Below are 25,703 nucleotides of genomic sequence, written 5' to 3'. Positions count from 1 at the left end.
CAGGTGAGCGAGCGGCGTGGGCAGCTTGATGGAGACTTCGCCGTCCGCCGTGACGCGGATCGTCTCGTTGCCCCAGCGCTTCCCGGACTCCCCATCGGCCTGGATGAACCAGCGTTCGGCTTCCCACCGATCACGCCATCCGGCCTCGGTGAGCTGGGCTTTGTCCAGGTGGTGACGGGTGCCCAGCAGGCGTTTACCGCCGCGTGCCACGCGGACGCGCCCGGTTTCACGGTCGGCCCGCTCGGCGGTCAGCCGGTCCCCGAGCAGGTGCAGGCGGCGGGTCTTGGCGAACCACTCCTGACGGGTGCGGTAGCCGCCCGGTGCCCGCTTGGTTCCCTTCTCGCCGACCGGCAGGGACAAGCGGTGCGCGATCGTCTGGACGCCCGCTTCGAGACTGTGGATGTGGGCGAGCTGAGCACGCCGGGACAGCGCCCACTGATCATGGCTGGCCTTCGTGATCCGCCACCCCGGACGGCCCGAGGGCGACGAACGGCGCATCGATCGACCTCAGCGGCTTCTTCTTCGGCTCAGCCATGCTCGGCCGCCTCAAGTGCCCTGCGGGCGCGGTTCTTCGCCGACCGGTGCCCGTACAGGCGGGCGCAGAACAGCGTCAGAACCTCCACCACATCGCGCACAAGGTCGTCTTCGACTTCGCCGTCATCGAGCACGACCAGGCGGCGCCCGTGCGCGGACAGAGCGGCTTCCACAAGTTCGGTGTTCATGCGCCCGAGTCGGTCTTTGTGCTCCACCACGACGGTGGTCACATCCGGATCGGCCAGCAGGCGACGGGCCTTGGACCGGCAGCCGTTCATCCCGGATCCGATCTCGGCTTCCACGCGGACGACCCGGTGACCGGCCTTCGCTGCCCACGCCGACAAGCGGGCAACCTGGCGTTCCAGGTCCGCACTCTGGTCGTGGGAGGAGACACGGGCATACAGGCCCAGCCCGCCGACCGCTTCCGGTGCGGCGTTGGCCTCCACATTCACCAGGATCGTGCGCGGGCCGACACGCTGAGCGGGCACGGGAAGCGTCCCGTTACGAAACCACCGATACGCCGTGTGAGGAGAAATCCCCTGCACTCGCGCCCACTCAGTCAGATTCACCCGAAGACCATATCGCAACTCCCGTAAGGCCATGCACACTTATGCACGCTCAACCAGCCGCCGTTCGCAACCCCCCGAACCGCCTGTCACACCCGCCGATTGCGGACCTGCGCCAGGCTCTGTTCACGGTGCCGCGCGTACTGATACGGGCGGATGAAATTCAGGCACGGAGCAGACGCATACTTCGTACGAGGGCGGGCACCAGCAACCGCAGACCGCTCGTGGGCGCCCTCCCCCCTTGGTGCCCCCGAGCCGTCCGGCCCCGCCCATGCCCTCCCCCCGGTGTGCGGCGGGGCCGGTCCTCCCCCGGGTGCGCACACGGGCGCCGCCGTGGTGGTCCCGCTACTGCCGGTCGCGGACCTCCGACGGCTCCGCCGAAGAACCCGGCGCGGCGGACTCGCCGCCCGGTCCGGCCGCCGCGGACTCTCCGTCCGGGGAGGTGGTGCCGGGTGCACCGTCCTCGGCTCCGGACGTACGGAGCAGCTTCGCGCCCTCGCGCATCCGGTCCAGGGGCCTGACCAGGGAACGCAAGGAGAATCCTTCCCGCTTGCGCGGTTCTTGACGTGGCGACGGCAGTGCGCCGTAGGACTCCCGGTAGGCGGCCAATGCCTCGTGCGCGAGCTCGGCCGCCTCCTGGTACAGATCGCGCGACCTCGTCATGGCCTCGAGGGCCTCGGCGTAGGCGGCGGCCTGGCTGCGCGCCATCGCCAGTTCCTCTTGCAGGGTCGTCAGGTGCCATTGCTCACGCAGTTCGGACAGCGCCTCCGGCGCCCCGTCGGGGAGGGGCGCAGGCGACTGGGCGGCACGTTGTACGGTCTCGATGAGTTCTGTGGGCAGCGAGCCGTCGAGGAACACCGAGCGGACGCTGAAGCTTTTGTCGTTCGAACCGGCCGCGGCCGGGCCCCTGGGGAGCACCACGGCGCCACCGCGCGGCACCCGCACCCCGAGGTCGTAGAGCGCCCAGTTGACCACCTGGAACTGTTCGGGCGCGGCCCGGTGCTCCATGATGCGGTGGCGCAGGCTGGGTGGCAGCAGCGGCGCCAGCGGGCGCAGTCCCCGCTCGTCCGGGGTCATCGCCTCGTGGACGACCACATGGATGCTCCACGAGTGGCGCGCGCACTCCTTGAGCAGACGCCGAAGTGCGCGGTCGTCCGCGGGCAGCGGGTTGATCTCGCGGAAGCGAAGGCCCGGGACGATGTCGTGGTCCCAAGGGGCGTCGGCTTCCTCGGGCCAGAAGACGGTGGCCGGTGAGGGCCAGCTCAGGTCCCAGGGCCGGTCCGCCTCGGCGACCAGCATCCAGTGCCGCGTGTCGTCACTGGCGTCGGACGCCGCCTCGACGTTCAGTCGGGCCCGCACCACGATGTCGTCGTCGACCAGCCAGCGGGCCTCGAAGGCGCGCTGGGTGGTCGGATCGTCACCGGAGGCATCGAACTCGAGATGGTCCTGGATGACGTCGCTGCTCTTCAGCTCCCACAGGCGGCGGCGGACGGTCTCCTCGGCGCCCGGGCCGAGGTGTCGCCCGCGTGCCAGCCACACGGTGTCGGGAGCCGTGGTGGGGGCGGTGGGTGACTTTGCCATGGATCACTCTGCGGGGGTGAGGACGAGGGGCGCCTCCCAGTATGGTCCGCGCACCTGGCGAGGACCGGAGGCAAGGTCGGTCATGATCGCTTGTCCCACCGTAGTGCCCGCGCAGGCGTGGATGTACACCACATCGACGAGACACGCCTTCTGTCGCCACGAACCGACCCTTGCGGAGCGTTGCCGGGCGAGCGGGTTCCGTGATGTTTCGAGCGGTGCGCTGTGCTCGCTCATTCGGCTTGACGCACGCTTCCATCGTCTACCCAACGGATTCTGCTGTATGTGATTGCTCTGGTGCGTAAATCCGCCGTACAGTCCACGCCATCACCTGTCGCCGGAAGTCTGGGGTATGCCCATGGACCGCGTCCGACTGCGCCGGCTCCTCGCCCGCGAGAGCGTCGAAGCCCAACGGCAGAACCCGCGCTCGAAGGCCGCCTATGCACGTGCCGACCATCTCTTCGGCCGGGTGCCGATGACGTGGATGAACAAGACGGCGGGCGCGTTCCCCCGCTATCTGGCCGCCGCCCGCGGTGCCCGTGTCATGGACATCGACGGTCACGAGTACATCGACTTCTGCCTCGGGGACACCGGCGCGATGGCCGGGCACTCCCCGGACGCGGTCGCCGCGGCGGTGCAGCAGCGGTTCACGGATCTCGGCGGTGCGACCGCGATGCTGCCCACGGAGGACGCCGAGTGGGTCGGCGCGGAACTGACCCGGCGCTTCGGGTTGACGCGCTGGAGCTTCTCGCTGACGGCGACCGACGCCAACCGGTGGGCGATACGGCTCGCCCGGGCGGTGACAGGCCGTCCGAAGATCCTCGTGAACAGCTACAGCTACCACGGCAGTGTCGACGAATCGCTGATCGTGGTGGGACCCGACGGGCGCGGGACCGCCCGGCCCGGCAATGTGGGGGCGCCCTGCGACGTCACCCTGACCAGCCGGGTGGCCGAGTTCAACGATCTCGACCAGCTCGAACGGGAGCTCGCGCACGGCGATGTGGCGGCCGTCCTCATGGAGCCCGCGCTGACCAACATCGGGATCGTGCTGCCCGAGCCGGGATACCTCGAGGGGGTCCGGGAGTTGACCCGGCGGTCCGGCGCCCTGCTCATCAACGACGAGACACACACGTTCTCCGCCGGTCCGGGAGGCTGCACCGCAGCCTGGGGTCTGGAGCCGGACATGCTCACCATCGGCAAGGCCATCGGCGGCGGCATTCCGGCGGGTGCGTACGGACTGTCCGCGGAGCTGGCGGAGCTGCTGCTGGGTCGCGCGGACCTCGACCTCGTCGACATGGGCGGCGTCGGAGGCACCCTGGCCGGCAACGCTCTGTCGGTCGCCGCGACGCGGGCGACCCTTGAAGACGTCCTCACCGACCAGGCGTTCGCCGCGATGGACGAGCTCTCGCGGCGGTTCGAGGCCGGCGTGCGGGCCGGCATCGAACGATGGGACCTGCCGTGGTCCGTCTCCCGGCTCGGCGCCCGGAGCGAATACCGCTTCGCGAACCCGGCCCCGCGTACCGGCACGCAGTCCGCGGCCGCCTCCGACACCGACCTGGAGGACTACCTCCATCTCTATCTGGCCAACCGGGGTCTGCTGCTCACTCCGTTCCACAACATGGCATTGATGTGCCCGGCGACCACCGACAAGGACGTCGACACCCACACCGAGGTGTTCGGCGAGGCCCTGTCCGAACTGTTCGGCTGATTGACAACGCCGGGCAGGGCAACGAGCACCGGAAAGGAACAGCGTGGACGAGATCGACCGGGCCATTCTTCGTGAGCTGCAGATCGACGGCCGTATCGCCTACTCCGACCTCGGCCCCAGGGTCGGCCTCTCCGCTTCCGCGGCCCGTCAGCGACTACAACGGCTCCTGGACTCCAAGGTCGTCCAGGTGGTCGGGGTCACCGATCCCATGCGGATGGGCGGCCAGGCGATGGCCTTGCTCGGCGTCGGGGTCGACGGTGATCCGCGGGCTGTTGCCGAGGAGTTGGCCGTCCACGAGGAAGTGGTCTACTCGGTGCTGACGTCGGGAGGGTTCGACCTGTTCGTGGAGGTCGTCTGCGCAGGGTCCCGTGAACTGCTCGACTTCGTCAACGACGTGGTGCGGGAGGTCGATGGCGTCGCACGGATCCAGTCCTTCCCTTACTTCGGCATCCACACCCATCGATTCCTGTGGAACGTGGGCTAGGGGTGGGCCAGGGGGAGTTGTGCGACGTACTCGGGTCCGCGCGGCGATACCATGTCAAAGTGCCCCCCAGCGAACGTAGTTGTCCATGAACCGTCCGTTACGGGGCATCCGGCTCGAAAATCGAGAGAGAGGGCCTGGTTGTGCTCGTTCCGGATTCGAAAGTCGTCAGAGGGATGCTGACCCGGTACGCCTCCCTGCGGATCGCTCTTGCCGAGGGGGAGACGCCCGAAAGGGTGCGGGAACTCGAGGACGTCAGCTACACGCTGTGCGTCATGATGGGAACTCGGAGCGTGCGCGACGCGATCTCGGCCGCGGACGAACTGCTCGTCGCCGAGGCTCGGACGGACGGCGCCCAGAAGCCGGACGGTGAGAACGGGTTGCCCGTGCCCGCGTGACGGTGCGATGACGGCCCCGGGACTGCCGCCGATCCGGAGTCACCGCGCCACAGTGGGCATTGCGGTGCGGTGAGTCCGGATCGGGAGCGTCAGGGCAGCAGCTTGTCGAGGGCGGCGTGACCTTCGGAGGCCAGTTTGCGCTCGGCCCATGCGAGGGCGCTGGGGGTGATGTCCCTGCCCGAGGCGAGGACCAGGTCGTCCGGTGAGGTCTCCGTAGGGGCCACGTGCAGCAGATCGTCCGGAGTGGCGTGATCATCGGACGGACGACGAGACGCATCAGGCTGTGACGTCGACATCTTGTCTCCTATGCGAGTCGATCCGCAGTGGTGGCACCCGCGGACGGTCGCGGGCGGGACACCACCTTTCCCTCACCTTTCATCGAGATGACGCCGCGCGCATCCCGAGAGGCGAGTCCTCACCGCACATGGCACCCGATGTGACGACGTGGACACGGAAGGTGAGTTGATGTGTGGTCGCGGCCGTTTCGCCCGGCCCCGGTTCGCACCCCAGGCGCCGCGGAGGGTCGTCAGCCGAGGGATAACCCTCGAATCGTTCTTTCTTGAATGACATGAACGGTTCAAGGTGTCACTCTGCCTCCAGCCGTCGGCGCGGGCCGTGTCCGGTCCTGCCGCGGTCACGGTTCCCCGCACCGCTCAGCTCGTCCCGGACAGCACATCCCGTCTGCCCGGTCTGTCACCGGCCGTAGGACTCGCGGCCGCAGCAGGAGGAGTACGAGTGAGACGTATCCCCCGTCGGGCGACGGCAGCAGGCGCCCTGGCGGCCACCGCCGCCTTCCTCGCCGTCGGCATCCAGGCGGCTCCCGCCACCGCCGAGCCCGCTCCCCACGCAAGCCCCCTGCGCACCGGGGGACTCGAGGCGAAGCTCAGTCCCGCCCAGCACACCGCGCTGATCAAGGGCGCGACACAGAAGACGACCGGGACTGCGCGCTCCCTCGGCCTCGGCTCGAAGGAGAAGCTCGTCGTCAAGGACGTCGTCAAGGACAACGACGGTACGCTCCACACCCGTTACGAGCGCACCTACGCGGGTCTGCCCGTGCTCGGCGGCGACCTCGTCGTCCACACCCCGCCGGCCTCCGTGGCGACCGGCACCGTGAGCTCCACCTTCAACAACAAGCGCCCCATCAAGGTCCCGACGACCGCCGCGGCCTTCGCGGAGTCGGCCGCCGAGGCGAAGGCGCTGAAGGCGGCCAAGGCCCTCGACGCCGAGAAGCCCACCACGGACAGCGCCCGAAAGGTGATCTGGGCGGGTGACGGCACCCCGAAGCTCGCATGGGAGACGGTGATCGGAGGGCTGCAGGACGACGGTACGCCCAGCCGGCTGCACGTCATCACGGACGCCACCACCGGCCAAGAGCTCCACCGCTACCAGGACATCAAGACCGGCACCGGCAACACCCAGTACAGCGGCACGGTCACGCTGAACACCACGCTGTCCGGCTCGACGCACCAGCTGTACGACACCACGCGCGGCGGCCACAAGACGTACAACCTCAACAACGGCACCTCCGGCACCGGCACCCTGATGACCGACTCGGACGACGTCTGGGGCAACGGGTCCGGCTCCAACACCCAGACGGCCGGGGCGGACGCCGCCTACGGCGCGCAGATGACGTGGGATTTCTACAAGAACACCTTCGGGCGCAACGGCATCAGGAACGACGGCGTCGCGGCGTACTCCCGCGTCCACTACAGCTCCGCCTACGTCAACGCGTTCTGGGACGACAGCTGCTTCTGCATGACCTACGGCGACGGCTCGGGCGGCACCCACGCGCTGACCTCGCTGGACGTGGCCGGTCACGAGATGAGCCATGGCGTCACCTCCAACACCGCGGGCCTCAACTACACCGGTGAATCCGGCGGATTGAACGAGGCCACGTCCGACATCTTCGGCACCGGTGTCGAGTTCTACGCGGGCAACAGCGTCGATCCCGGCGATTACCTCATCGGCGAGAAGATCAACATCAACGGCAACGGAACCCCGTTGCGGTACATGGACAAGCCCAGCAAGGACGGCGCGTCGGCCGACAGCTGGTACTCGGGCGTCGGCAACCTGGACGTGCACTACTCCTCGGGCCCGGCGAACCACATGTTCTACCTGCTCTCCGAGGGCAGCGGCACCAAGACCATCAACGGCGTGACGTACAACAGCCCGACGTCGGACGGTGTCGCCGTCACAGGCATCGGCCGGGCCGCGGCGCTGCAGATCTGGTACAAGGCGCTGACGTCGTACATGACGTCCAGCACGAACTACGCCGGTGCGCGCACCGCCGCGCTCAACGCGGCCGCGGCGCTCTACGGCACCAACTCGACTCAGTACGCCGGGGTGGGCAACGCCTTCGCCGGGATCAACGTCGGCAGCCACATCACGCCCCCCTCCTCGGGAGTGACGGTCACCAACCCGGGCAGCCAGTCCTCGACCGTGGGCACCCCGGTGAGCCTGCAGATCTCGGCGTCCAGCACCAACGGCGGCTCACTGACCTATGCGGCGACCGGGCTGCCGACCGGTCTCTCGATCAACAGCTCGACCGGCGTCGTCTCCGGCACCCCGACCACGGCGGGTACCTACAGCACCACGGTGACGGCGACCGACAGTACGGGTGCCAACGGCACCGCGAGCTTCACCTGGACGGTCGGCTCGCCCGGTGGTTCGTGCTCCTCGGCGCAGCTGCTGCGCAACCCGGGCTTCGAGTCGGGCAGCACCGGCTGGACCGCGACGAGCGGGGTCATCACCAACGACAGCGGTGAGGCGGCGCACAGCGGTTCGTACAAGGCCTGGCTCGACGGGTACGGGTTCTCGCACACCGACACGCTGTCGCAGTCGGTGACGATCCCGTCCGGCTGCAGGGCCACGTTCACCTTCTATCTGCACATCGACACGGCGGAGACCACCACGGGCACCCAGTACGACAAGCTGACGGTGACCGCCGGTTCGACCACGCTGGCGACGTACTCGAACCTCAACCACGCCTCCGGGTACAGCCAGAAGTCCTTCGACCTGTCCTCGTTCGCGGGGTCCACGGTCACCCTGAAGTTCAACGGCGTGGAGGACTCCTCGCTGCAGACCAGCTTCGTCGTGGACGACACCGCCCTCACGACCGGCTGAGCACCCCCCGCTCCACCCGTGGGGACCGTCCGCCGGACGGTCCCCACGGCACGTCCGCCACCGCACCGAGCGGAACCGCCGGTCACCTCAGGACACGGCGTCCACCAGGGCCGCCAGCGCCGACGCGATTCGGGTGATCCCGGGCCCCGCGGTCCCGCCCGGTTCGGTCATGTAGGTGTCGCGCCGAATCTCCACCATCAGCGCGGCGACCCGTGCTTCCGTCCCGTGGTACGCAAGGGGCACATACGTGCCGGGGAACGGGCTGTCGACCTCTGTCCCGCCGGACTCCGCGAATAGGTCACGCGCCCGGTCGAGCAGCTCCGGCGGTGTGTGGAAGGAGTCGGTGCCCAGGCAGACCGGCGGTCGCGGGCCGTCGCCGTGCAGTTCGTAGGGCAGCCGGGCGGTGGGGTAGGAGTGGACGTCGATCACGACGGCCCGCCCGGTGGCCGCCAGCCGGCCGGCGACCGCCGCGGTCATCGCCCGTGCGTACGGATGGAAGTAACGGCCGATCAGCGGCCGAGGGTCGATGTCCGCGGAGCGCAGAGCCCCCCGGTGTGTGGTGCGGGTGTACACGGCCCCCATGCCCACGGCGAGCATCTCCTCCCGCTCGTCGGGGAACCGCTCGGGGTCGATCACCAGCCGTGACAGCCGGTTGACGAACCGCCAGGGTGTGACCGTCGCGGTCGTGGCGGCAAGCCCGGCCAGAACGTCGGTGTGCGCGTCGGTGATGTGGTCCAGTTCGCGGCCGAGCTCTGTGTCGTCGAGCAGGATGCCGGCCCGTACGTTCGGCGGTATCTCCCGGGCGGAGTGCGGCACATGAAGAATCACGGGTGACTCCTCGACACCGGGCAGCAATGCGAACGGCGCGTCGGCGTGGGACACGGAGGCTCCTTACGGTGCGGCGACCCGGTGACCGTACCGCCGGGCATCCTCCGGCGGGTTCGGTGACTTCCGCTTCCCGGGACCGCGCCCCGCGGTCACCTGGCGAGGGCGGCCTGGGCCGCCGTCACTGCCTGCCCGGCGTAGCCGCGGCCGAACAGCACCGTGTGCACAAGGAGGGGGAAGAGCTGGTGCAGCCCGATGCGGTCCCTCCAGCCCTCGGCGAGCGGCGCCGTTTCCTGGTAGCCCTCCAGCAGCCGGCCCAGGTGCGGGCAGCCGAACAGATGGAGCATGGCCAGATCGGTCTCCCGGTGACCACCGTGTGCGGCAGGGTCGATGAGCCAGACGTGTCCGTCGGCGCCCCACAGGACATTGCCGTTCCACAGGTCACCGTGCAGCCGGGCGGGCGGCTCGGCGGGGCCCGCCAGCTGCGGTAGCCGCTCGCAGACCCGTTCGACCACAGCGGCCTCGGTGCCGCGCAGCGTGCCCTCGTCCACCGCGCGGCGCAGATAGGGGAGCACCCGGTGCTCGGCGTACCAGCCCGGCCACTCTTCACCCCGGACGTTGTGCATCGGGGCGAGGCCGATGTATGCGTCCTCGGGTCCGTCCGGTGGCGGGGCACCGTAGGCGGGCGCACCGGCGGCGTGCAGGGCGGCCAGGTCACGGCCGAAGCGGGCCGCCGCCTCGACGCTCGGCCGGCCGGGCGGGACACGGTCGGTCACCAGCCATCGCCCGTCGTGGCCGTGCACGGCCGGGACATGCACCGTGCCGGTGTCCGCCAGCCAGCGGAGACCCGCCGACTCGGCCCGTACCGCGCCGGGATGGGAGCCGTGCTTGACCATCACCACGTGACCGCCGTCGAGGGTCACTTCGGTGAGCGCACCGGTCACCGGACGCTCGCCCGTCACCGGGCGCCCCGTGAGTCGGGCCGCCGTGGGCCCAGGGCCTTCGGACATGGTCGGCACCTCGTCGCATCCTCCGGACCTCCACGAGGAGGCCGGACGACACCGTACGACGCGGGCGGTCTCGACTGCTCGGCCGGATGCGCGCCACGAGACGGGAGGACCGATGAAGACTTCGTGCGACACACCCGGGGACGTGCAGGGTTCAGCGGACGAGGACGGTGCGGAACCACTCGATCGTGCGGCGCAGACCCTCCTCGACGTCCACCTCGGGCTCCCAGCCGAGCTTGCCGCGGGCCAGCGTGATGTCCGGGCAGCGCACGGCCGGGTCGTCCGTCGGCCGTGCGATGAAGTGGATCTCCGAGGAGGCGCCGGTCAGTTCGCTGACGAGGTGTGCGAGGCGGAGCATGGTGATCTCGGCGGGATTGCCGATGTTGACCGGGCCCCGCATGCCGTGTGCGGCCGCCGCGAGGATGCCGCGCACGGTGTCGTCGACGTAGCACAGTGAGCGGGTCTGCCGCCCGTCGCCGGTGACCGTGAGGGGCTGGCCGTTCAGCGCCTGGCGGATGAAGGTGGGAACGGCCCGTCCGTCCTGGCCGCGCATCCGCGGACCGTAGGTGTTGAAGAGCCGCACGATCCCGGTGTCGGTGCCCTTCGCCTCGGCGTGGGCGGTGGTGAGGGCCTCACCGAAACGCTTGGCCTCGTCGTACACGCCGCGCGGCCCGACCGGGTTCACATGACCCCAGTACCGCTCGTCCTGGGGGTTCTCCTGCGGGTCCCCGTAGACCTCGCACGTCGAGGCGAGAAGGAAGCGGGCGCCCGAGCGGTGGGCGAGGTCCAGGGCGTTGCGGGTACCGATGCTGCCGGTGTCCATCGTGTGCAGGGGGAGTCGCAGATAGTCGGCGGGAGAGGCGGGGGAGGCGAGATGGAGCAGAAGATCGGGAGGCCGCTCGACGGTGAACCCCGCGGCGACATCTGCCTGTATCAGCGTGAACCCGGGGCGGTCCAGCAGGGCGGACACGTTCCCGCGCCGACCGGTACTGAAGTCGTCCACGCAGGTGACCGCGGCGCCCGAATCGAGCAGGGCGGCGCACAGGTGTGAACCGACGAATCCGGCGCCGCCGGTGACGACGGCGTGTTCCCAGTCCCGTGACAAGGCGTTGGCCATGCGGATCCTCTTCCTGCGTCGGCGACTGTGTATCGGGCGCTGTCGGCACCGGACGGCGGACGACGCGTGGGCGCCGGGCACCCCGATCAGCGTCCGTCGTTCGGACGCAGGGGGCTCGGTGGTCTACGGCAGACGGGTGACTCACCGAATGCTCGTGCCCTGGTCGGGGGCCGTATCGGCCCGATGGCCCGGGCCCTCTCGCGCCTCGCGGGCCGAGAACGGCGTGAGCCGAACACTTTCCGTCGACGGGTGGTCGCGTGACCGTGACGACGGTCGGTGAACGGTGGCTCCGACGGTTCTCGATGGGTTACTCGGTCTGGGGACACTATGGAGTGAGGTACAGCGCCCACCACGCGGCAGGAGCCGGTCCGTGGCACCGGGTGTGAGAGGAAGGTCGGGCATGAGCAGGGCGGCGGATTCCACGGGGGCAGACCAGGGCCGGGCGGCGGCCGGCCCGGCGGTGCCGCCCAGCGGACTGCTCGATCTGCTGAACGTTGCCGCGGTGGTGCTGGACGTGGAAGGCCGGGTGGTCTTCTGGAGTCCGCAGGCCGAGGAGTTGTTCGGCTTCACCCCGGCGGAGGCACTCGGCGAGTTCGCGGCGCGGCTGATGGTGCACGAGGAGCACTGGGACGAGGTCATCAGGCTGTTCGGCGAGGTCATGGAGTCCGGTGTCGGCTGGGCCGGGGCCTTCCCGATCCGGCACAAGGACGGCAGCACCCGCCTGGTGGAGTTCCGCAACATGCGGCTGCTGAACGACGTCGGTGAGTCCTATGCCCTGGGCCTTGCCACCGACCACGCGACCGTGCTCCGGGTCGAGCGTGATGTAGCCCTGTCCGCTCGTCTGGTGTCACAGTCCCCGATCGGGCTGGCCATCCTGGACCCTGACCTGCGCTACCTCAGCGTCAATCCGGCCCTGGAACGCATCCACGGCCTGTCTGCCGGCGAGCATCTGGGGCGGCGGGTCAGGGACGTCCTCACCTTCCTGGACGGCGTCGCCATGGAGCGCTCGATGCGGCGCGTCCTGGAGACCGGCGAGCCGGTCGTGGACCGTTATGTCGTCGGCCGAACCCACGCCGATCCGGATCACGATCACGCCTGGTCCGTCTCGTACCACCGACTGGAGGACTCCGGTGGGCGGATGCTCGGTATGGCCGATTCCGTCATCGACATCACCGAGCGACACCGGGCCGCCGCGGAGGTCGCAGCGGCCCGCCAACGCCTGGCTCTGATCGCCAAGGCGTCCGCCTCCGTGGGTACCACCCTGGACCTGGAGCAGACGGCGTACGAGCTTGCCGATGTCGTCGTCCCGGATCTCGCGGATGTCGCCGCCGTGGTCGTGCTCGACAGCGTCCTCGACGGCCGAAGCGCGCCGGGGGCGTCCTCGGCCCGCTTCCGCGCCCTCGCCGTCAGCGCGGCCCGCCCCACGGCGACCTGCCACGCGGGCGGCCCACTCGGGGAAGCCGCTGCCCACGACGCCGATCGACTGATCACCCGGTGCGTCCAGACCCGTAAGCCGGTCATGGTCGCCCGCACCGGCCGCCGGGACCCGCTGGGCACCGCGGATCCCGAGGAGCCCACGCTCCTCCTCGCGACGGCCGGCGTGCATTCGTACCTTGCGGTGCCGTTGGTGGCCCGCGGCGAGGTCCTCGGCGCCCTCGACCTCAAGCGCACCCACAGCGCCGAGCCCTTCGGTGAAGACGACGTGTTCCTCGCCGGTGAGCTGGCCGCCCGCGCCGCGGTGTCCATCGACAACGCCCGGTGGTACCAGACCCAGCGCCAGACGGCCCTCACCCTGCAGCGCAGCCTGCTCCCCGAACTTCCTTCGCACCTGCCCGGCCTGATGGTCGCCTGCCGCTACCAGCCCGCCGGAGCCGTCGGCGAGATCGGCGGCGACTGGTTCGACGCCATACCCCTCAAGGGGGAGAAGTCGGCCCTGGTGGTCGGGGACGTCATGGGCAGCGGGGTCAAGGCGGCGGCCACCATGGGCCAGCTGCGCAGCGCCAGCCGTGCGTTCGCCGAGCTCGACCTCGCCCCCGCCGACGTGCTCAGACACCTCGACCACCTGACCGAGGGCGTCGAGCAGACGATCGCCACCTGCATCTACTGCGTCCACGACCCCCACCGGGGCGTGTGCCACATCTGCCTCGCCGGCCATCTGCCACCGGCCCTCATGCAACCCGGCCGAGCGGCGACGTTGCTCGAACTGCCCACCGGCGCCCCGCTGGGGGTGGGCGGAGTCCCCTTCGAGACCGTCACCGTCGCCTTCCGCCCCGGCGACCAGCTCGCCCTCTACACCGACGGTCTGGTCGAGACCCGGCGCGACCCCATCGACGCCCGCCTGGACACCCTCCTCGAGGCCCTCACCGCAACACACGGCCGAAGCCCTGAGGAGGCGTGCGACTACGTCCTGGACGCCCTCCGTCCGCCCGGCGGCGAGGACGACGTCGCTCTGCTGATCGCCCGAGGCCGGTCGTGAGCGATCACAACGGACCGGCTGCCCTGGGCGTTTGGTCGGTCCCGGCTGCCGCCGGAGCGGATGACGGTCGGGAGGAGTTCCTCGCGTGGGGTACCCGGTCGGGAAGGCAGGGCCGGGCGCCACCGACCAGGAGGCAGCACTCATGAGTACGTCCTTTCCGCCCCGTGCGCTGCACGACTACGCGCTGCTCGCGGACGGGGAGCGCGGCGCGCTGATCGGGCCCGAGGGTGACATCGGCTGGCTGTGCGCACCCGGCTGGCACGACGACGCCGTCTTCGCCTCGCTCATCGCAGGCCTGGGCGTCTACGCCGTCACCCCGCAGGCCCGCCACGTCTGCGGCGGGTACTACGAGGAGGGCACCCTGATCTGGCGCAGTCGCTGGGTCACCGGCGAGGGCGTCATCGAGTGCCGCGAAGCCCTCGCCTTCCCCGGCGACCCCTGCCGCCTTGTGCTCCTTCGGCAGCTGCGGGCCGTCGACGGGCCGGCCCTTGTGCGGGTCGTCCTGGACCCGCACGCGGACTACGGCCGCAGCTTTCCGAGCCGTGTACACCGCAGCGACGACGGCGTCTGGTACGTGAACGCCGGCTCCCACCGACTGCGCTGGCAGGGGGCACAGGCCGCCGTCGCCCGGGGTCAGGGTCTGACCGTGGAGATCCTGCTGAAGCCGGGCGACCACCACGACCTGGTCCTCGAGTGCTCGGACTCGCCGCTGCCCCGCACGGCTCCGCGTGCCGAGCCGATGTGGTCGGCGACCGAGGAGGGATGGCGGCGGGCGGTGCCCGCTCTGGTGCACACGATCGCCACGCGGGACGCCCGGCGCGCCTGCGCCGTTCTGCGCGGACTGACCACCCGGGGCGGTGGCATGGTCGCGGCAGCCACCACCAGCCTGCCCGGACACTCGGAAGCCGGGCGCAACCACGACCACCGGTACGTGTGGATCCGCGACCAGAGCTTCGCGGGGCAGGCCGCGGCCGCCGCCGATGTCCCCGACATCCTGGACGCCGCGGTGCGTTTCGTGAGCGAGCGGTTGCTGGCCGACGGCCCGAATCTCGCCCCCGCCTACACCGTGCACGGCACTCCCGTCCCCTCACCGCGGGAACTCGGCCTTCCCGGCTATCCGGGAGGCTGCAGCCGTGTGGGCAACCAGGTGCGGGAGCAGTTCCAGCTCGACTGCTTCGGCGAGGCCCTCCTCCTCTTCGCTGCGGCCGAGCGCCTGCAGGGACTGGACGACGCCGCGTGGCAGGCCGCCGAACTCGCGGTGGACGCCATCGCCGTTCGCCGTCAGGAACCCGACGCCGGGATCTGGGAGCTGGACAGCCGCCCATGGACGCACAGCCGGCTGACCTGTGTGGCCGGGTTGCGTGCCATGGCCGACGCGGCACCGACCCATCCACTCGCCGACACCTGCGCCCGGCTCACCGACGCGATCCTCGCGACCACCTCGGCGACCTGTGTGCACCCCCACGGCCACTGGCAGCGCACACCCGACGACCCGCGCGTGGACGCGGCGCTGCTGCTGCCCGCCGTACGAGGCGCAGTGCCCGCGGACGACGCGCGCACACGAGCCACACTGGCCTGCTGCCGCCGCCGGCTGGCCTACGACCACTTCATGTACCGCTTCCGCCACGACGACCGGCCGCTGGAGGAGACCGAGGACGCCTCCCTGCTCTGCGGGTTCGTCATGGCGCTCGCCGAACACCAGCAGGGCCGCCCGGTCGCCGCCCACCGCTGGTTCGAACGCAACCGGGCCGCCTGCGGCGCGCCGGGCCTGTACGCGGAGGCGTTCGACATCGCGCGACGCCGATTGACCGGCAACCTTCCGCGGGCGTTCGTCCACGCAGCGCTGCTGGAGACCGCAGCGCGCCTTGCCGCGGACGAATGAGCCGGCGCCCGAACACCGGCGCCCCGCCCGCCCGGCCGCGCCTCTCGCGCGGGCCGGACGATCGGACGCCGAGGTCGGCCCGGCGCAGGCGTCATCGCCCGCCGCTGTCCGCCGTCGCGTGCACGGCGGGCACCACCCGGCTCAGCATGAGCACCCCCCACAGGATGCAACCGACTCCGATCGCCTCCGGAACCAGCCACCAGCCGGTCCGGATCCGCTCCCCGAAGAGCGTGATGCCGAGCAGCAGGCTCACCGTGGCGTCACCGATGGTGAGTGCCGGCTGTGACGCGGCCAGCCAGCCCGCCTGAAGGGCGTTCTCCAGCAGCAGGACGGCGCAGATGCCGGTCAGCGCGAACCCGTACGTCTGCCAGGACGTCAGGAAGGCGGCGACTCCCCGGGCGGAGAACGTGCCCGTGGCCGACTTCAGCAACGCCGCGGTGAGGGCATTGCCGATGGCCGAGGCCGTGGCCAGTACGGCGGCCCGGAACAGCGGGGGGCGTCCCGGGCGGGCGACGGCGACCGCCGCGGCCATGAGCCCCAGGCAGAGTGCCAGCGCCGGGACCCAGCGCACCATGGGCGCCTGATCCTCGACACCGGAAGGGGCGGCGGAGCCCAGCACGAGCGCGAGGCCCGCGACCACCCCGGTGATCGCCCACCAGACCGGTGGCGGCAGACGGCGCCGCATGAGCGAAGCGCCGATCAGCAGGGCGAACGGCAGCTCGAGGACGAAGAGCGGCTGGACCAGTGCCATCGGCCCGTTCACCAGGGCCAGCGCCTGGAACAGAGCGGCACCGGCGACCCCGCCGATGCCGATCATCCAGGCCGGACGATGGGCGAGTGCGATCAGAAGCCGCAGACCGCCGCCGCGTGCGACCGTGGACGCCGCCTTGCGCTGGAACGCGGTCCCCACCGCATTGCTGGCGGCTCCCATCACGGCGAACATCGCGGCGAGCATGATCATCCCTCCAGCATGCCCCGTGCCGACGGCCGCTGCGCCCCGGGCCGGGCGCGCGACGGGGGCCACAGGCACTTGGCGCAGGGGCCGGGGCAGTTGCGCGCCGCCGTTCCCGCGCTCAGGTCGTGGGGGACGTTCCCGGGCCGGTCGCGCCCGGCGGTTCGTGCGGCCTCGCCGCGGCCGCAAGGCTCGGCTGGAGGCGGCGGGCGGCGTCGAGATGATCGGCGGTCCAGATGATGCGGACGGCCGTGGCGGTGGCCTGTCCGCGGTCGTCGACGAGGTCCTGACGCAGCGAGTCGACCAGGCGCGCCTCGGCGGCTGAGCTGCGCGGCAGTGGATCCGGCACCGGGGTGTGCTGCGTCAGGCCCGCGGCCAGGTCCCGGTACCAGTCGCACACGCGCCCTGCGGTGGCCGTCAGGACGAGACGCGCGTCGGCCCGGTCCGTTGCGGTGTGCTGTTCACCGTCGCACTGCCACAGCCCCAGTACCGCGTCCGCGGCCAGGCGCAGGCCGACGATCCCGGTGACCAGGGTGGTCATGTCGGCCAGAGGTACCGGTTTGGGGCCGCGCTCGGCGAGATAGCTGCGGAAGGCGTCGTCGAGTCTGCGGGCTGCGGCGGCCGCCTGGCGGCCCTCTTGCAGGGGGGTGTCGGCGGGCATGGGAGCGGGGCCGCAGCGGCCGACGGCGTACTTGACCGCTCCGGCGAGATAGCGGGCACTGTCCGTGTACGCCTTGGCGAGGGCACGATCCACCGCCGCCGCGGCGCCCCGCGGCCAGAAGAGCAGGCCCACCAGCACGCTCACCGCGCATCCGATGGCGATGTCCTGAATGCGTAGCAGGGCGATGTGCCAGTTGGGGTCGTGGCCGATGTTGAACAGGATGACGAGCGTGATGGTGAAGGCTGCCTGGCCGGCGGCGAACGAGATGGCGGCGGGTGCGATGCCGGCGACCAGTACGGCCACGGGCAGCAGGAACCAGAGAGACGTGCCGTGATGTCCGAAGAGATGGAGCAGTCCGGCTCCGATGACCGAACCCGCGATCGTTCCGCCCAGGGCGCGCAGTGCGTTCTGCCCCGTATTGAGGGCGTTGGACCGCAGTACGGAGAGGGTTCCCAGGAGCACCCAGAACGAGTGCTGAACACCCGCCAGGTCCGCCAGGGCGACCGCCGCGCCGAGGCCGAGCGCGCCCCGGAGACTGTTGTGCAGCCAGACCGAGTGGGGCTGCAGATGGGCGGCGGCCCGCTCGCGCGCCGCCGCCAGCGGTGCGCTCAGGCTGCCGGGCTCGCGGCCGAGCAGACGCTCCGGCCAACTGCGCCGTTCGGCGGCCGCCGACAGGTCGACGTTCTCGGCGATCTGGAGCGTCGCGAACCCCAACTCCTGGGCACGGAACGACAGGTCCAGGGTGCCGAAGAAGGCGCTGACCGCCGACTCGCTGCCGGGGCGCGGCTGATGCATGGGCAGTCGGGTGGTCGCACTGCGCTCCATGTCGGCCATGGCCGAACGCAGGTCCGCCAAGGCGGCGCGGAGTGGGCCCGGCGCGTCGCGTGGTGCGTCGAGGAGGTCGGCCGCTCGGTCCAGGGTCTCGGCGGCGGTCCGGCGCACGGTGTGGGCCGCGCGGTCGCAGGGCGGCGGGTTCTCGCGCGGGGTCACGCTGTCGGCCACGATGCTGCACAGCCAGGTGAGTTCGTCGACCAGGCGGACGAGGGCGCGGGATCCGGCGGACAATCCGGTGGGCCGGTAGCACGTGGCGTCGAAGGTGCGGCGCAGGTCGTCGGCGGCGCGGGCGGCCTCGTCGGCGGCGGCCTGGCACGCACGGCCACTCGGGGCGTGCGGCTCGCCGGCCAGCCGGGCGGCGTCGGTGTGCAGTTGTGCCGCGACCGCGCGACAGACACGAGAGGCGGGTGCGCTGAGCGGATCGGCCGGCGGACGCGGCCACAGCAGTGAGATCGCCAGCAGCGCGGCGGCGGCTGCGCATCCCGCTCCGGCGAGTCGCTCGGGGAGCTGCGACAGCGCTGCGGGTGAGGTGACCGGGAGGATGAAGGCCAGCAGCAGCGCGGTCGACGCACCCGCGAGGACAGAGCTGACGACACCCGAGAAAAGGATCAGGAACCCCACCACGACCGTGGCGACCACCGCCAGCCAGGTCTCGCGGCCCACGAGCGTACCGACGCAGATGAGCACCCCCCAGACGACCGCGAGGCCCAGATGGGCCCGCAGCCGCTGCACCATCGGCCCCGTGAACTCCACCAGGAGCAGCATCGAGAACGAGGCGAAGGCCGCGAAGGTCGCCATGATCGGTGAGCCGAGCACCTGGCCGCACAGTGCGAACAGGGCGGGCATCACCAGTGCGGTCCGCGCGGCCCTGCGGGTGGCCGCCAGCTCCGGATCGTGCGCACTCAGCCAGGCCGGGACCCGTCCAATCCGGATGCGGCCAGGTCTGCGCACGCGCCCACGCTGCTCTCAGCCGTTCCTGGGCCACACCTCGGGCCCACCGCCATGCCATTCGATGACGGGGGACTCGGCGACGTCGACCTCGTCCCAGCTCTCCAGCCCGGCACGCTGAAGGAGCACCGCCAGCTCGTGCAGGCTGTACGCCATCCCCAGGATCTCGCCGTCGGCCCGGACGCGCCGGCCGCCGTTCTCGGAGGGCGGGGATACGATCACGCGACGCTCGGCCATACCCCCAGATTCACTCGTCGGAGGCGGGCCCGCATCCCGCGGCCACCTGGGCGCGCGTCCGTGCCGCTCCGTGGTGCCCGGAGGTCCGTACGGACAGTGATATCGAAATGTCGCCAGGTAATTGTGAAGGAGCGGTTGACGCGGCGCGCCTGGAATGCAAAAGTCCGGCAGCTCCACCACGCGTGACCACAAGGTCACTCAGGCAGATGCCGACAGCTCTCACGGGCATCGTGCCGCGTGCGTTCCACCTGCCCGAAACCTGAGGAAGAACATGCGCTACACCGCCGCCGCATTGGCCGTCGCCGCGTTCGTGTTGACGGGCTGCTCCAATGCGAGCTCCGGCAGTGACGGGTCCGTGAAACCGGCCACCACTGCCGACCACGCCGCCAGCGCGGAGCAGATAGCCGCCTGTACGGACGCCCTTGTAGCCAGGAAGGACGACACCGCGGACGACGGTACGCCGGAGTGCAAGGCGCTGTCCCCCGAGGACTATCTGAAGGCGCTCCAGGCGGCGAAGCAGAAGGCGCAGGACGCGTCAAAGGAGGGAGGCGACGCGGCGTCGGCCTCCCCACAGGGGTAGCAGGCCCGGGGGACACCGGCCGCATGGCCGAACTCACCCCGGCGCGCCGGGAGTTCACCGAGGCGATGCCCACCGTGGTGCACGTGCTGTGACGCGTGGGCCGGCGAGGCGACGAGGACCTCGTGAACCGTCGCTGTCCCGCGCCTCCCGGGGGACAGCCCGGGCATGCGCCGTGGGCTGCACGCCCCGGGGGCGCCGCGGGTTCGCGGCGCCGGTCAGCCGGCCGGGTCGAGCCAGGTGTCGCCGCTCGGGAGGAGGGCGTCGGTTTCCTTCGGTCCCCAAGTGCCCTTGGGATAGGGGTGCGCCGGCACGACGTCGCCGAGGACGGGGTCGACGACCCGCCACGCGGCCTCCACGGTGTCCTGCCGGGCGAACAACCAGCGGTCGCCGGAGAGCGCGGCGCCGATGAGCCGGTCGTACGGCCGCATGTCCGAGCCCGGAAGCTGGCTGAACGCCAGCTCCTCCTGTTGGGCCTGCCAGCCCCCGCCCGGCTTCTTGCCGGCGAGGGTCAGGGACACCTGGGTCTCGGGCCAGACCCGGAACCGGAGCATGTTGGTGGCCGGCGCCGGGCGCAGCCCGAACACGTCGTGCGGGGGGCGGTGAAAGCGGATGCAGACCTTGGTGGCGGTCACGGGGAGGCACTTCCCCGCGCGGATGAGGATCGGGACGTCGGCCCAGCGCCAGGAGTCAGCGGCGAGCCGGACCGCGGCGAAGGTCTCGACGGTCGATGCGGGGCCCACGCCGTCCACGTCCAGATACCCCTCGTACTGCCCGCGAATGACGGTGTCGGGGGTGAGCGGCCGCAGCGAGGAGACCACCTGGGCCTTGGCGCCCTGCCAGGACTGCAGTCCCGGACCGGAGGGCGGGTCGGCCATCACGGTCGCCAGCACCTGCAGCATGTGGTTCTGGACCACGTCGCGAATGGCGCCGGTGTGGTCGTAGAAGCGGCCCCGGTCCGACACGTCGAAGAACTCGGCCATGGTGATCTGGATGCTCTCCACGTGCGTACGGTCGGGCAGCGGCTCCAACACCGAGTTGGCGAAGCGAGCGAAGAGGACGTTCTCCACCGGGTCGAGACCGAGCCAGTGGTCGACACGGTAGATCGCGTCCTCGGGGAATTACTCCTGCATGGTGGCGTTGAGCCGGCGGGCGCTGTCCAGGTCGTGGCCGAAGGGCTTCTCGACCATGATGCGGGCACCCTTCGCCCGTTCCACGGTGGCGATCCCCTGGACGATCCGGCCGAAGAGGGAGGGCGGTACCTCGAGGTAGAACAGGGCGCGTTCACCACTGCCCATGGCCTCGGACACGGCCACGTAGGTGGTGTCGTCGTCGAGGTCCCCGTCCACGTAACGCAGCAGTCCGAGCAGCTCGACGGCCGCGGGTGACGTGGGATCGATGTGGTTGAGGGTGAGCGAGGCCTCGGCGTAGGAGCGGAACTGCTCAAGGCTCCAGCCGGTCTTCGCCACGCCCACCACGGGAAGGCCGAGGACGCCGCGTTCGACCAGGCCCACGAGAGCCGGGAAGGTTTCGAGTCTGGCCAGGTCACCGGTCGCGCCGAAGATCACCAGCGCGTCCATATGCCGTGTCGTCATCGCTGACCCTCCTGTGACAACGCCTGCGGGAGTCGTGCGTACGCCCCGTCAACGCAGTCGTTCGGCGAGGTGGTCGCCGACCCGCAGTGCGTTGGCGATGGCCGTCGGGGACGGATTCACCGCTCCGATGCTCGGAAAGAAGCTCGTGTCCACGACATAGAGGTTGTCCAGGTCGTGGGCCTTGCAGTTGACGTCGAGGGCGGACGACTCGGGGTCCGTCCCGAACCGGACGGTGCCGGCCTGGTGCGCGGTGGCGCCGATGGGCATGCCCTTGTGCAGGGAGATGCTGTGCGGCAGCAGAGTGCGGCGCCGTAGAACTTGGTGTTGCCGCCGACGTAGTAGTTCACCTCGGGCGGGAACGCGTTGCCGTCCTTGTCGTACCAGTACTCAGGGGTCCGGTACTTGCCCCTGACGAAGACGGCCGTGGAGTCCCAGTTGTCGCGCATGCGGGGGAGACGGTCGCCGCGTTCCAGGATCAGGACGCGCTTCCCGGTGGGTGCCGGCCGGTGTGCCAGGGTGCCGCCGCCCGCGCCGGTGCCGATGACGACGATGTCCTAATGCCGGTCGCCGGCCACGGGGTTTCCATTCTGGAGTCGTTGCCCGCCCTGGCGGTGCCCGGCTCACCCGGCCGCGGGCACTCGGCAAGAGGCGGCCCGCGGCGACGAGGCCACCTGGTGCAGAACAGGTCCTGTCACCCGCACGCTATACGGCACCCGGATCGGCGGCATGTCGGAAACCCTGGGCTCGTGCGCTGCGTCTGCTGTCCGGCTGATGCCTCACCATGGGTGATCGCCGTCGCGTGCGAGGCCCGTGGACTGCTCCACTGGAGTGCATCGGGTTGCGGACTGTGGCGGCCCGGCTCCGCGACGGCCCCGGTCATCCGGTGGCAGGCGGGCTCGGCGTTGCCGGGCTCGAGGCGGGTCTCCACCGGGGCGGCAAGGCCCACCTGACGGCCCGTCCGGACTTGACGCGCCGCCATGACCACACGGCCCGGGGTGATCATGTCGAGTGCGTGGAGGCCGCCACACCTCGCGCGGGGCTTTGATGCCCGGGAGACGCCGCCGTCCGTGGTGCACACGGCGGACCGGCGTCACTCGATCGTACGTCGAGGGTGAGCCGCTGAACCTCAACCGCAGGGTGAGGCAGGTGGGCGGACAGGGCGGTCCCAGGACCGCCCCCTACGCCGTGGCCCGGACGTGTCCCTCCCTCAGACGGCCGCGGCCCGCCGCGCTCTTCCCCGTCATGGACGGCCTGCCCGTGGGGGCACCCGGACGGTGAGCGGCGCGGGGCCTTCCGGGGTGGCGTCCTGAACACCAGGCGGCATCCTGAACACCCATGGGTGTGCGCCTGTGGCGCACCCTTTCACCTGCTACCGCTTGTGCGCGCCCGGTAGTGGCTGATCAGCCCGGTGATCCGTGCCGGCGCCTCGCACACAGGGCCCTTCACCGGCAGTCCACGGCAGGCCGGCCGTGGGGCCGGCGCTGAAGCAGGCGGGGCCGAGACGGATGTGGTGCCGGACCTGCCGGCATCGACCCGCGTGCGTCGTCCCCATGGCGACAGTCCGCTCCGAGGCGGGCCCGAACCGGGGTCTGCCGCAGTCGTCGGCACCCGCGCCCGGCGGACTTGCGTGGATGCGCCGTCACGCCCCCACATCGTGCTCGGCGAGCGGGCCCACGGACAGCCCTGCCTCCCGGCAGGTGGCGACGATCCCGGGCAGCGCTCCGAGCGTGGCACGCCAGCACCCGGCGGCCGAGGTGCGGTCGGAGTCGTGCAGAAGGAGCGTGCCCCCTCCGCGCAGTTCGGCCTCGATGGTCGCGCGTACGGACGCGGGTGTCGCATCGGCGGTCCAGTCCCTGCCCCAGGCGGTCCACAGCACCGGCCTCAGTCCGGTCCTGCGGGCGGCCGCCCAACGGCCGGAGGTGAGGATCCCGTACGGGGGCCGGTACCACCGGGGCGGACGGCCCGCGATGTCGCACAGCGTGCGCACCGCGCGGGTCAGTTCCGCGCCGTCACGTGCGGGATCGGGCAGCCAGGGGCGATCGTGGGCCCAGCCGTGAACGGCGAGTTCATGCCCCCGTTCCACGGTTTCGCGGGTCAGCGCCGGGTACCGCACGACACTCTCGCCCAGCACGAAGAACGTGGCCCGCACGCCGAGACCGTCCAGCGCGTCGAGGAAGTGCGGAGTGGACCTCGGATCGGGGCCGTCGTCAAAGGTGAGAGCGATGTGGTCGGCACGGCCGGCGCCGGCGAGCCGGGGGAGGAAACGGCGCCGCAGGCCGGGCAGCCAGGTGACGGCCGGGCCGATGTGCGCAGCCCCGGCGGCGACGAGCGGCGCCAGCGCGATCGCCGCCCGCCCGGCGGTGACGTGGCCTGGTTGAACGGGCATGTGCCGCATCCGCCTCCTTGCCGTCGTGGGCTCGGTATCGGTTCACGACCTCTGCGGGGCCGGCTTCTGGCTACCGGGATCGGAGCCGTTCCGTCCTCCGGGTGCCGTGTCCCATGTGCCGCTGACCGATGGGGCGCTCGCCAGTCCGATGCTTCCGGCCCCGATGAGCACGATGCCGATCACCTCGGGAAGCACACGTACCCCGAGGGCGATCTGCTCGTCGAACAGCGCCCACCCCAGCGCCACACTCGTCACGGCGTCACCCAGGGTGAGAGCGGGCTGGGACGCCGTCAGGGTCCCGGCGCGCAAGGCGCTCTGCAGCAGCAGGAAGGCGACCACTCCGGTACCGACGGTGGCGTACGGCGGCCACTGCGCGAGCACCGTGCCCGGATCCTGCGCGAGCCTTCCCGTGACCTCTTTGAGGAGTGCGGCGGTGGCGGCGAAGGACACGGCGGACGACAGGCCGAGCAGCCCCGCGCGCGGCGCACCCCTGACCGGCCGGGCCGCGGCAACGAGCAGTGCGGCGAGACACAGGACCGCTCCTCCCACCACCAGCCAGCGCTCCGCCGGGGCCGTGGACCGGCCGGCCGAGGGCTGGGCGGCGCCCAGGAAGAGCGCCAGACCGACCGCGAGGGCCGCGAACGCCAGCCACGTACGAGCGTTCGGACGGCGATGGAAGACCAGGCTGCCGACGGCCAGGGTGAACAGCAGTTCGCTGGCCAGGAGGGGCTGGACGAGAGACAGGCTGCCGACGGCCAGTGCGGACGCCTGCAGAACGGTGGAGAGGGCGAGCATCCCCGCACCCGCCAGCCAGTGTGGTCGGCGCAGCACCCGTGCGAGCCACCGCACCGCCTGACGCGCCCCCCTGCCGCCCTCCGGCTCCTCCGCCGCCGCTCTGCGCTGCAGGACGGAGGCCGACGCGTTGGAGAGCGCCGCCAGCAGGGCGAGCACAACGGTCAGAAAGCTCACCTGGACTCATCCGAACCTGGAGGCGAGCCGCCGGTAGAGCGCCGGTGCGACACCGCGGACCCGGGCGGGAAGGCTCAGCCAGCCGGGTACGAAGATCTCGTCCCGGCCTCGGGAGACGGCGCACCAGACGGCGTCCGCCACGCGCTCGGGCGGGACCGGCTTGGGCCGGGACCGCCGGTAGGGCACACCGCGGCGATCGAAGAACGGGGTGTCCACCACGCCGGGAACCACGTGGCTGACTCCCACACCGGTTCCCCGCAGTTCGTACCGCAGGGCGTCGGCGAACGTGCCGAGCGCCGCCTTGGCCGCGGAGTAGACGGCCTCGCCGCGCACACCGACGGTTCCCGCGAAGGATCCGATGATGACCACTCGCCCGGAGCCCGCTTCGACCATATGGGGGACCAGGTGCCGTATCAGGTGCATCGTGGCGAGCACATCGACGTCGATCAGTTCGTCGATTGCGGCGGCCGGCATGGTGCGGAAGTCGCCGGCCCAGCCGATGCCGGCGCAGGCCACCAGCACATCGACCCGGCCGAGGCGGTCGAGGGCGAACTCGGCCAGTTTCCGGTGTGCGCCCGGCTGGGCGTGATCGGTGGGAAAGACGGTGGCCGACGTCTGTACGGCCGTACGGGTCAGCCGGGTCGGGTCGCGCCCGTTCAGCACCAGACGCCACCCGCCCTCGGCGGCCAGCCGACGGGCGACGGCGGCACCGATGCCGGAGGAGGCGCCGGTCACGAGTGCGGTGCCCTGTTGAAGCGTTTGGACACCACGGGGCTTGTACGCCGGCGTCTTCCCCACGGGCAGAGGGGGGCCGGATCGGACACGGGAGGGAGCATGTGACATGGCGGC

Annotated in this window: 22 protein-coding genes and 1 pseudogene; 7 read left to right on the top strand and 16 right to left on the bottom strand. The window is 71.1% G+C overall.

Annotated features, from left to right (window positions below):
* From VXC91_RS07705 to VXC91_RS07695, 3 genes and pseudogenes are all read right to left on the bottom strand, one after another.
* A pseudogene (locus tag VXC91_RS07705) lies at positions 1-498 on the bottom strand (IS200/IS605 family accessory protein TnpB-related protein); the annotation flags it as partial.
* Between the two features lie 29 nt (positions 499-527).
* Positions 528-1,103, bottom strand: a complete 576-nt coding sequence (locus tag VXC91_RS07700; RefSeq protein WP_329506135.1) for an IS607 family transposase — start codon at positions 1,101-1,103, stop codon at positions 528-530.
* Between the two features lie 342 nt (positions 1,104-1,445).
* Entirely contained in the window at positions 1,446-2,681 is a 1,236-nt protein-coding gene (locus tag VXC91_RS07695; RefSeq protein WP_329506130.1) for a hypothetical protein, read from the bottom strand.
* Positions 2,682-3,036: 355 nt separating this feature from the next.
* Between VXC91_RS07695 and VXC91_RS07690 the strand changes: the two genes are divergently transcribed.
* The 3 genes from VXC91_RS07690 to VXC91_RS07680 all read left to right on the top strand — a co-directional run bounded on the left by VXC91_RS07690 (position 3,037) and on the right by VXC91_RS07680 (position 5,265).
* A complete protein-coding gene (locus tag VXC91_RS07690; protein ID WP_329506128.1) occupies positions 3,037-4,386 on the top strand; it encodes a transaminase in 1,350 nt (449 codons plus the stop codon).
* A 43-nt stretch (positions 4,387-4,429) separates the two neighbouring features.
* A complete protein-coding gene (locus VXC91_RS07685; protein WP_329506126.1) occupies positions 4,430-4,870 on the top strand; it encodes an Lrp/AsnC family transcriptional regulator in 441 nt (146 codons plus the stop codon).
* Positions 4,871-5,010: 140 nt separating this feature from the next.
* The gene (locus VXC91_RS07680) at positions 5,011-5,265 is read left to right on the top strand and encodes a DUF5133 domain-containing protein (RefSeq protein ID WP_329506124.1); all 255 of its coding nucleotides are present in this window, start codon (positions 5,011-5,013) and stop codon (positions 5,263-5,265) included.
* Positions 5,266-5,354: 89 nt separating this feature from the next.
* Here the strand turns inward: VXC91_RS07680 and VXC91_RS07675 are convergent, their stop codons facing one another.
* Complete coding sequence (locus tag VXC91_RS07675; RefSeq protein WP_329506122.1) at positions 5,355-5,561, bottom strand: hypothetical protein; 207 nt, start codon at positions 5,559-5,561, stop codon at positions 5,355-5,357.
* Between the two features lie 439 nt (positions 5,562-6,000).
* On the opposite strand from VXC91_RS07675, the gene VXC91_RS07670 reads away from it, so the two are divergent.
* Complete coding sequence (locus VXC91_RS07670; RefSeq protein WP_329506120.1) at positions 6,001-8,388, top strand: M4 family metallopeptidase; 2,388 nt, start codon at positions 6,001-6,003, stop codon at positions 8,386-8,388.
* An 87-nt stretch (positions 8,389-8,475) separates the two neighbouring features.
* On the opposite strand, the gene VXC91_RS07665 is transcribed toward VXC91_RS07670, so the two are convergent.
* From VXC91_RS07665 to VXC91_RS07655, 3 genes are all read right to left on the bottom strand, one after another.
* Positions 8,476-9,270 (bottom strand): N-formylglutamate amidohydrolase, encoded by a 795-nt coding sequence (locus tag VXC91_RS07665; protein WP_329506118.1) that lies wholly within the window; start codon positions 9,268-9,270, stop codon positions 8,476-8,478.
* A 95-nt stretch (positions 9,271-9,365) separates the two neighbouring features.
* Positions 9,366-10,223: a fructosamine kinase family protein gene (locus VXC91_RS07660; protein ID WP_329506117.1), complete on the bottom strand. Its 858-nt coding sequence runs from the start codon at positions 10,221-10,223 to the stop codon at positions 9,366-9,368.
* A 151-nt stretch (positions 10,224-10,374) separates the two neighbouring features.
* Positions 10,375-11,337 carry an NAD-dependent epimerase/dehydratase family protein gene (locus tag VXC91_RS07655; protein WP_329506115.1) on the bottom strand — a complete coding sequence of 321 codons (963 nt, stop codon included), beginning with the start codon at positions 11,335-11,337 and terminating at the stop codon, positions 10,375-10,377.
* A 400-nt stretch (positions 11,338-11,737) separates the two neighbouring features.
* Between VXC91_RS07655 and VXC91_RS07650 the strand changes: the two genes are divergently transcribed.
* Together VXC91_RS07650 and VXC91_RS07645 are read left to right on the top strand one after the other, a co-directional pair.
* The gene (locus VXC91_RS07650) at positions 11,738-13,813 is read left to right on the top strand and encodes a SpoIIE family protein phosphatase (RefSeq protein ID WP_329506113.1); all 2,076 of its coding nucleotides are present in this window, start codon (positions 11,738-11,740) and stop codon (positions 13,811-13,813) included.
* 142 nt (positions 13,814-13,955) lie between these two features.
* Positions 13,956-15,695: a glycoside hydrolase family 15 protein gene (locus tag VXC91_RS07645; protein WP_329506111.1), complete on the top strand. Its 1,740-nt coding sequence runs from the start codon at positions 13,956-13,958 to the stop codon at positions 15,693-15,695.
* Between the two features lie 91 nt (positions 15,696-15,786).
* Here the strand turns inward: VXC91_RS07645 and VXC91_RS07640 are convergent, their stop codons facing one another.
* From VXC91_RS07640 to VXC91_RS07630, 3 genes are all read right to left on the bottom strand, one after another.
* The gene (locus tag VXC91_RS07640) at positions 15,787-16,656 is read right to left on the bottom strand and encodes a DMT family transporter (RefSeq protein ID WP_329506109.1); all 870 of its coding nucleotides are present in this window, start codon (positions 16,654-16,656) and stop codon (positions 15,787-15,789) included.
* A 112-nt stretch (positions 16,657-16,768) separates the two neighbouring features.
* Complete coding sequence (locus VXC91_RS07635; RefSeq protein WP_329506107.1) at positions 16,769-19,093, bottom strand: FUSC family protein; 2,325 nt, start codon at positions 19,091-19,093, stop codon at positions 16,769-16,771.
* A 15-nt stretch (positions 19,094-19,108) separates the two neighbouring features.
* Entirely contained in the window at positions 19,109-19,327 is a 219-nt protein-coding gene (locus VXC91_RS07630) for a hypothetical protein (protein WP_329506105.1), read from the bottom strand.
* Positions 19,328-19,598: 271 nt separating this feature from the next.
* On the opposite strand from VXC91_RS07630, the gene VXC91_RS07625 reads away from it, so the two are divergent.
* Positions 19,599-19,907 carry a hypothetical protein gene (locus tag VXC91_RS07625; protein ID WP_329506104.1) on the top strand — a complete coding sequence of 103 codons (309 nt, stop codon included), beginning with the start codon at positions 19,599-19,601 and terminating at the stop codon, positions 19,905-19,907.
* 215 nt (positions 19,908-20,122) lie between these two features.
* Here VXC91_RS07625 and VXC91_RS07620 read toward each other — a convergent pair whose 3' ends face one another.
* The 6 genes from VXC91_RS07620 to VXC91_RS07595 all read right to left on the bottom strand — a co-directional run bounded on the left by VXC91_RS07620 (position 20,123) and on the right by VXC91_RS07595 (position 25,697).
* On the bottom strand, positions 20,123-20,974 hold the full coding sequence (locus VXC91_RS07620) for a hypothetical protein (protein ID WP_329506102.1): 852 nt from the start codon (positions 20,972-20,974) through the stop codon (positions 20,123-20,125).
* A 51-nt stretch (positions 20,975-21,025) separates the two neighbouring features.
* Positions 21,026-21,499 carry a hypothetical protein gene (locus tag VXC91_RS07615; protein ID WP_329506100.1) on the bottom strand — a complete coding sequence of 158 codons (474 nt, stop codon included), beginning with the start codon at positions 21,497-21,499 and terminating at the stop codon, positions 21,026-21,028.
* Between the two features lie 48 nt (positions 21,500-21,547).
* Positions 21,548-21,766, bottom strand: coding sequence for a GMC oxidoreductase (locus VXC91_RS46940; RefSeq protein ID WP_408057343.1), 219 nt, complete (start codon positions 21,764-21,766; stop codon positions 21,548-21,550).
* Positions 21,767-23,138: 1,372 nt separating this feature from the next.
* Complete coding sequence (locus tag VXC91_RS07605; protein ID WP_329506099.1) at positions 23,139-23,885, bottom strand: polysaccharide deacetylase family protein; 747 nt, start codon at positions 23,883-23,885, stop codon at positions 23,139-23,141.
* A 42-nt stretch (positions 23,886-23,927) separates the two neighbouring features.
* A complete protein-coding gene (locus tag VXC91_RS07600) occupies positions 23,928-24,854 on the bottom strand; it encodes a DMT family transporter (protein WP_329506097.1) in 927 nt (308 codons plus the stop codon).
* A gap of 6 nt (positions 24,855-24,860) precedes the next feature.
* Positions 24,861-25,697: an SDR family NAD(P)-dependent oxidoreductase gene (locus VXC91_RS07595; RefSeq protein WP_329506095.1), complete on the bottom strand. Its 837-nt coding sequence runs from the start codon at positions 25,695-25,697 to the stop codon at positions 24,861-24,863.
* Positions 25,698-25,703 lie beyond the last annotated feature (6 nt).

The organism is Streptomyces chiangmaiensis, assembly GCF_036281785.1.
Lineage (GTDB): Bacteria > Actinomycetota > Actinomycetes > Streptomycetales > Streptomycetaceae > Streptomyces > Streptomyces chiangmaiensis.
This window is presented reverse-complemented; position numbering and strand designations above follow the sequence as displayed.

Excerpts from the sequence above, each read along its gene's own strand:
- VXC91_RS07640 (WP_329506109.1), bottom strand. The coding sequence starts at position 16,656 with ATGATCATGCTCGCCGCGATGTTCGCCGTGATGGGAGCCGCCAGCAAT.
- VXC91_RS07660 (WP_329506117.1), bottom strand. The coding sequence starts at position 10,223 with ATGTCCGAAGGCCCTGGGCCCACGGCGGCCCGACTCACGGGGCGCCCG.
- VXC91_RS07690 (WP_329506128.1), top strand. The coding sequence starts at position 3,037 with ATGGACCGCGTCCGACTGCGCCGGCTCCTCGCCCGCGAGAGCGTCGAA.
- VXC91_RS07625 (WP_329506104.1), top strand. The coding sequence starts at position 19,599 with ATGCGCTACACCGCCGCCGCATTGGCCGTCGCCGCGTTCGTGTTGACG.
- VXC91_RS07630 (WP_329506105.1), bottom strand. The coding sequence starts at position 19,327 with ATGGCCGAGCGTCGCGTGATCGTATCCCCGCCCTCCGAGAACGGCGGC.
- VXC91_RS07650 (WP_329506113.1), top strand. The coding sequence starts at position 11,738 with ATGAGCAGGGCGGCGGATTCCACGGGGGCAGACCAGGGCCGGGCGGCG.
- VXC91_RS07655 (WP_329506115.1), bottom strand. The coding sequence starts at position 11,337 with ATGGCCAACGCCTTGTCACGGGACTGGGAACACGCCGTCGTCACCGGC.
- VXC91_RS07695 (WP_329506130.1), bottom strand. The coding sequence starts at position 2,681 with ATGGCAAAGTCACCCACCGCCCCCACCACGGCTCCCGACACCGTGTGG.
- VXC91_RS07595 (WP_329506095.1), bottom strand. The coding sequence starts at position 25,697 with ATGTCACATGCTCCCTCCCGTGTCCGATCCGGCCCCCCTCTGCCCGTG.
- VXC91_RS07645 (WP_329506111.1), top strand. The coding sequence starts at position 13,956 with ATGAGTACGTCCTTTCCGCCCCGTGCGCTGCACGACTACGCGCTGCTC.
- VXC91_RS07615 (WP_329506100.1), bottom strand. The coding sequence starts at position 21,499 with ATGACGACACGGCATATGGACGCGCTGGTGATCTTCGGCGCGACCGGT.
- VXC91_RS07605 (WP_329506099.1), bottom strand. The coding sequence starts at position 23,885 with ATGCCCGTTCAACCAGGCCACGTCACCGCCGGGCGGGCGGCGATCGCG.
- VXC91_RS46940 (WP_408057343.1), bottom strand. The coding sequence starts at position 21,766 with ATGCCCATCGGCGCCACCGCGCACCAGGCCGGCACCGTCCGGTTCGGG.
- VXC91_RS07675 (WP_329506122.1), bottom strand. The coding sequence starts at position 5,561 with ATGTCGACGTCACAGCCTGATGCGTCTCGTCGTCCGTCCGATGATCAC.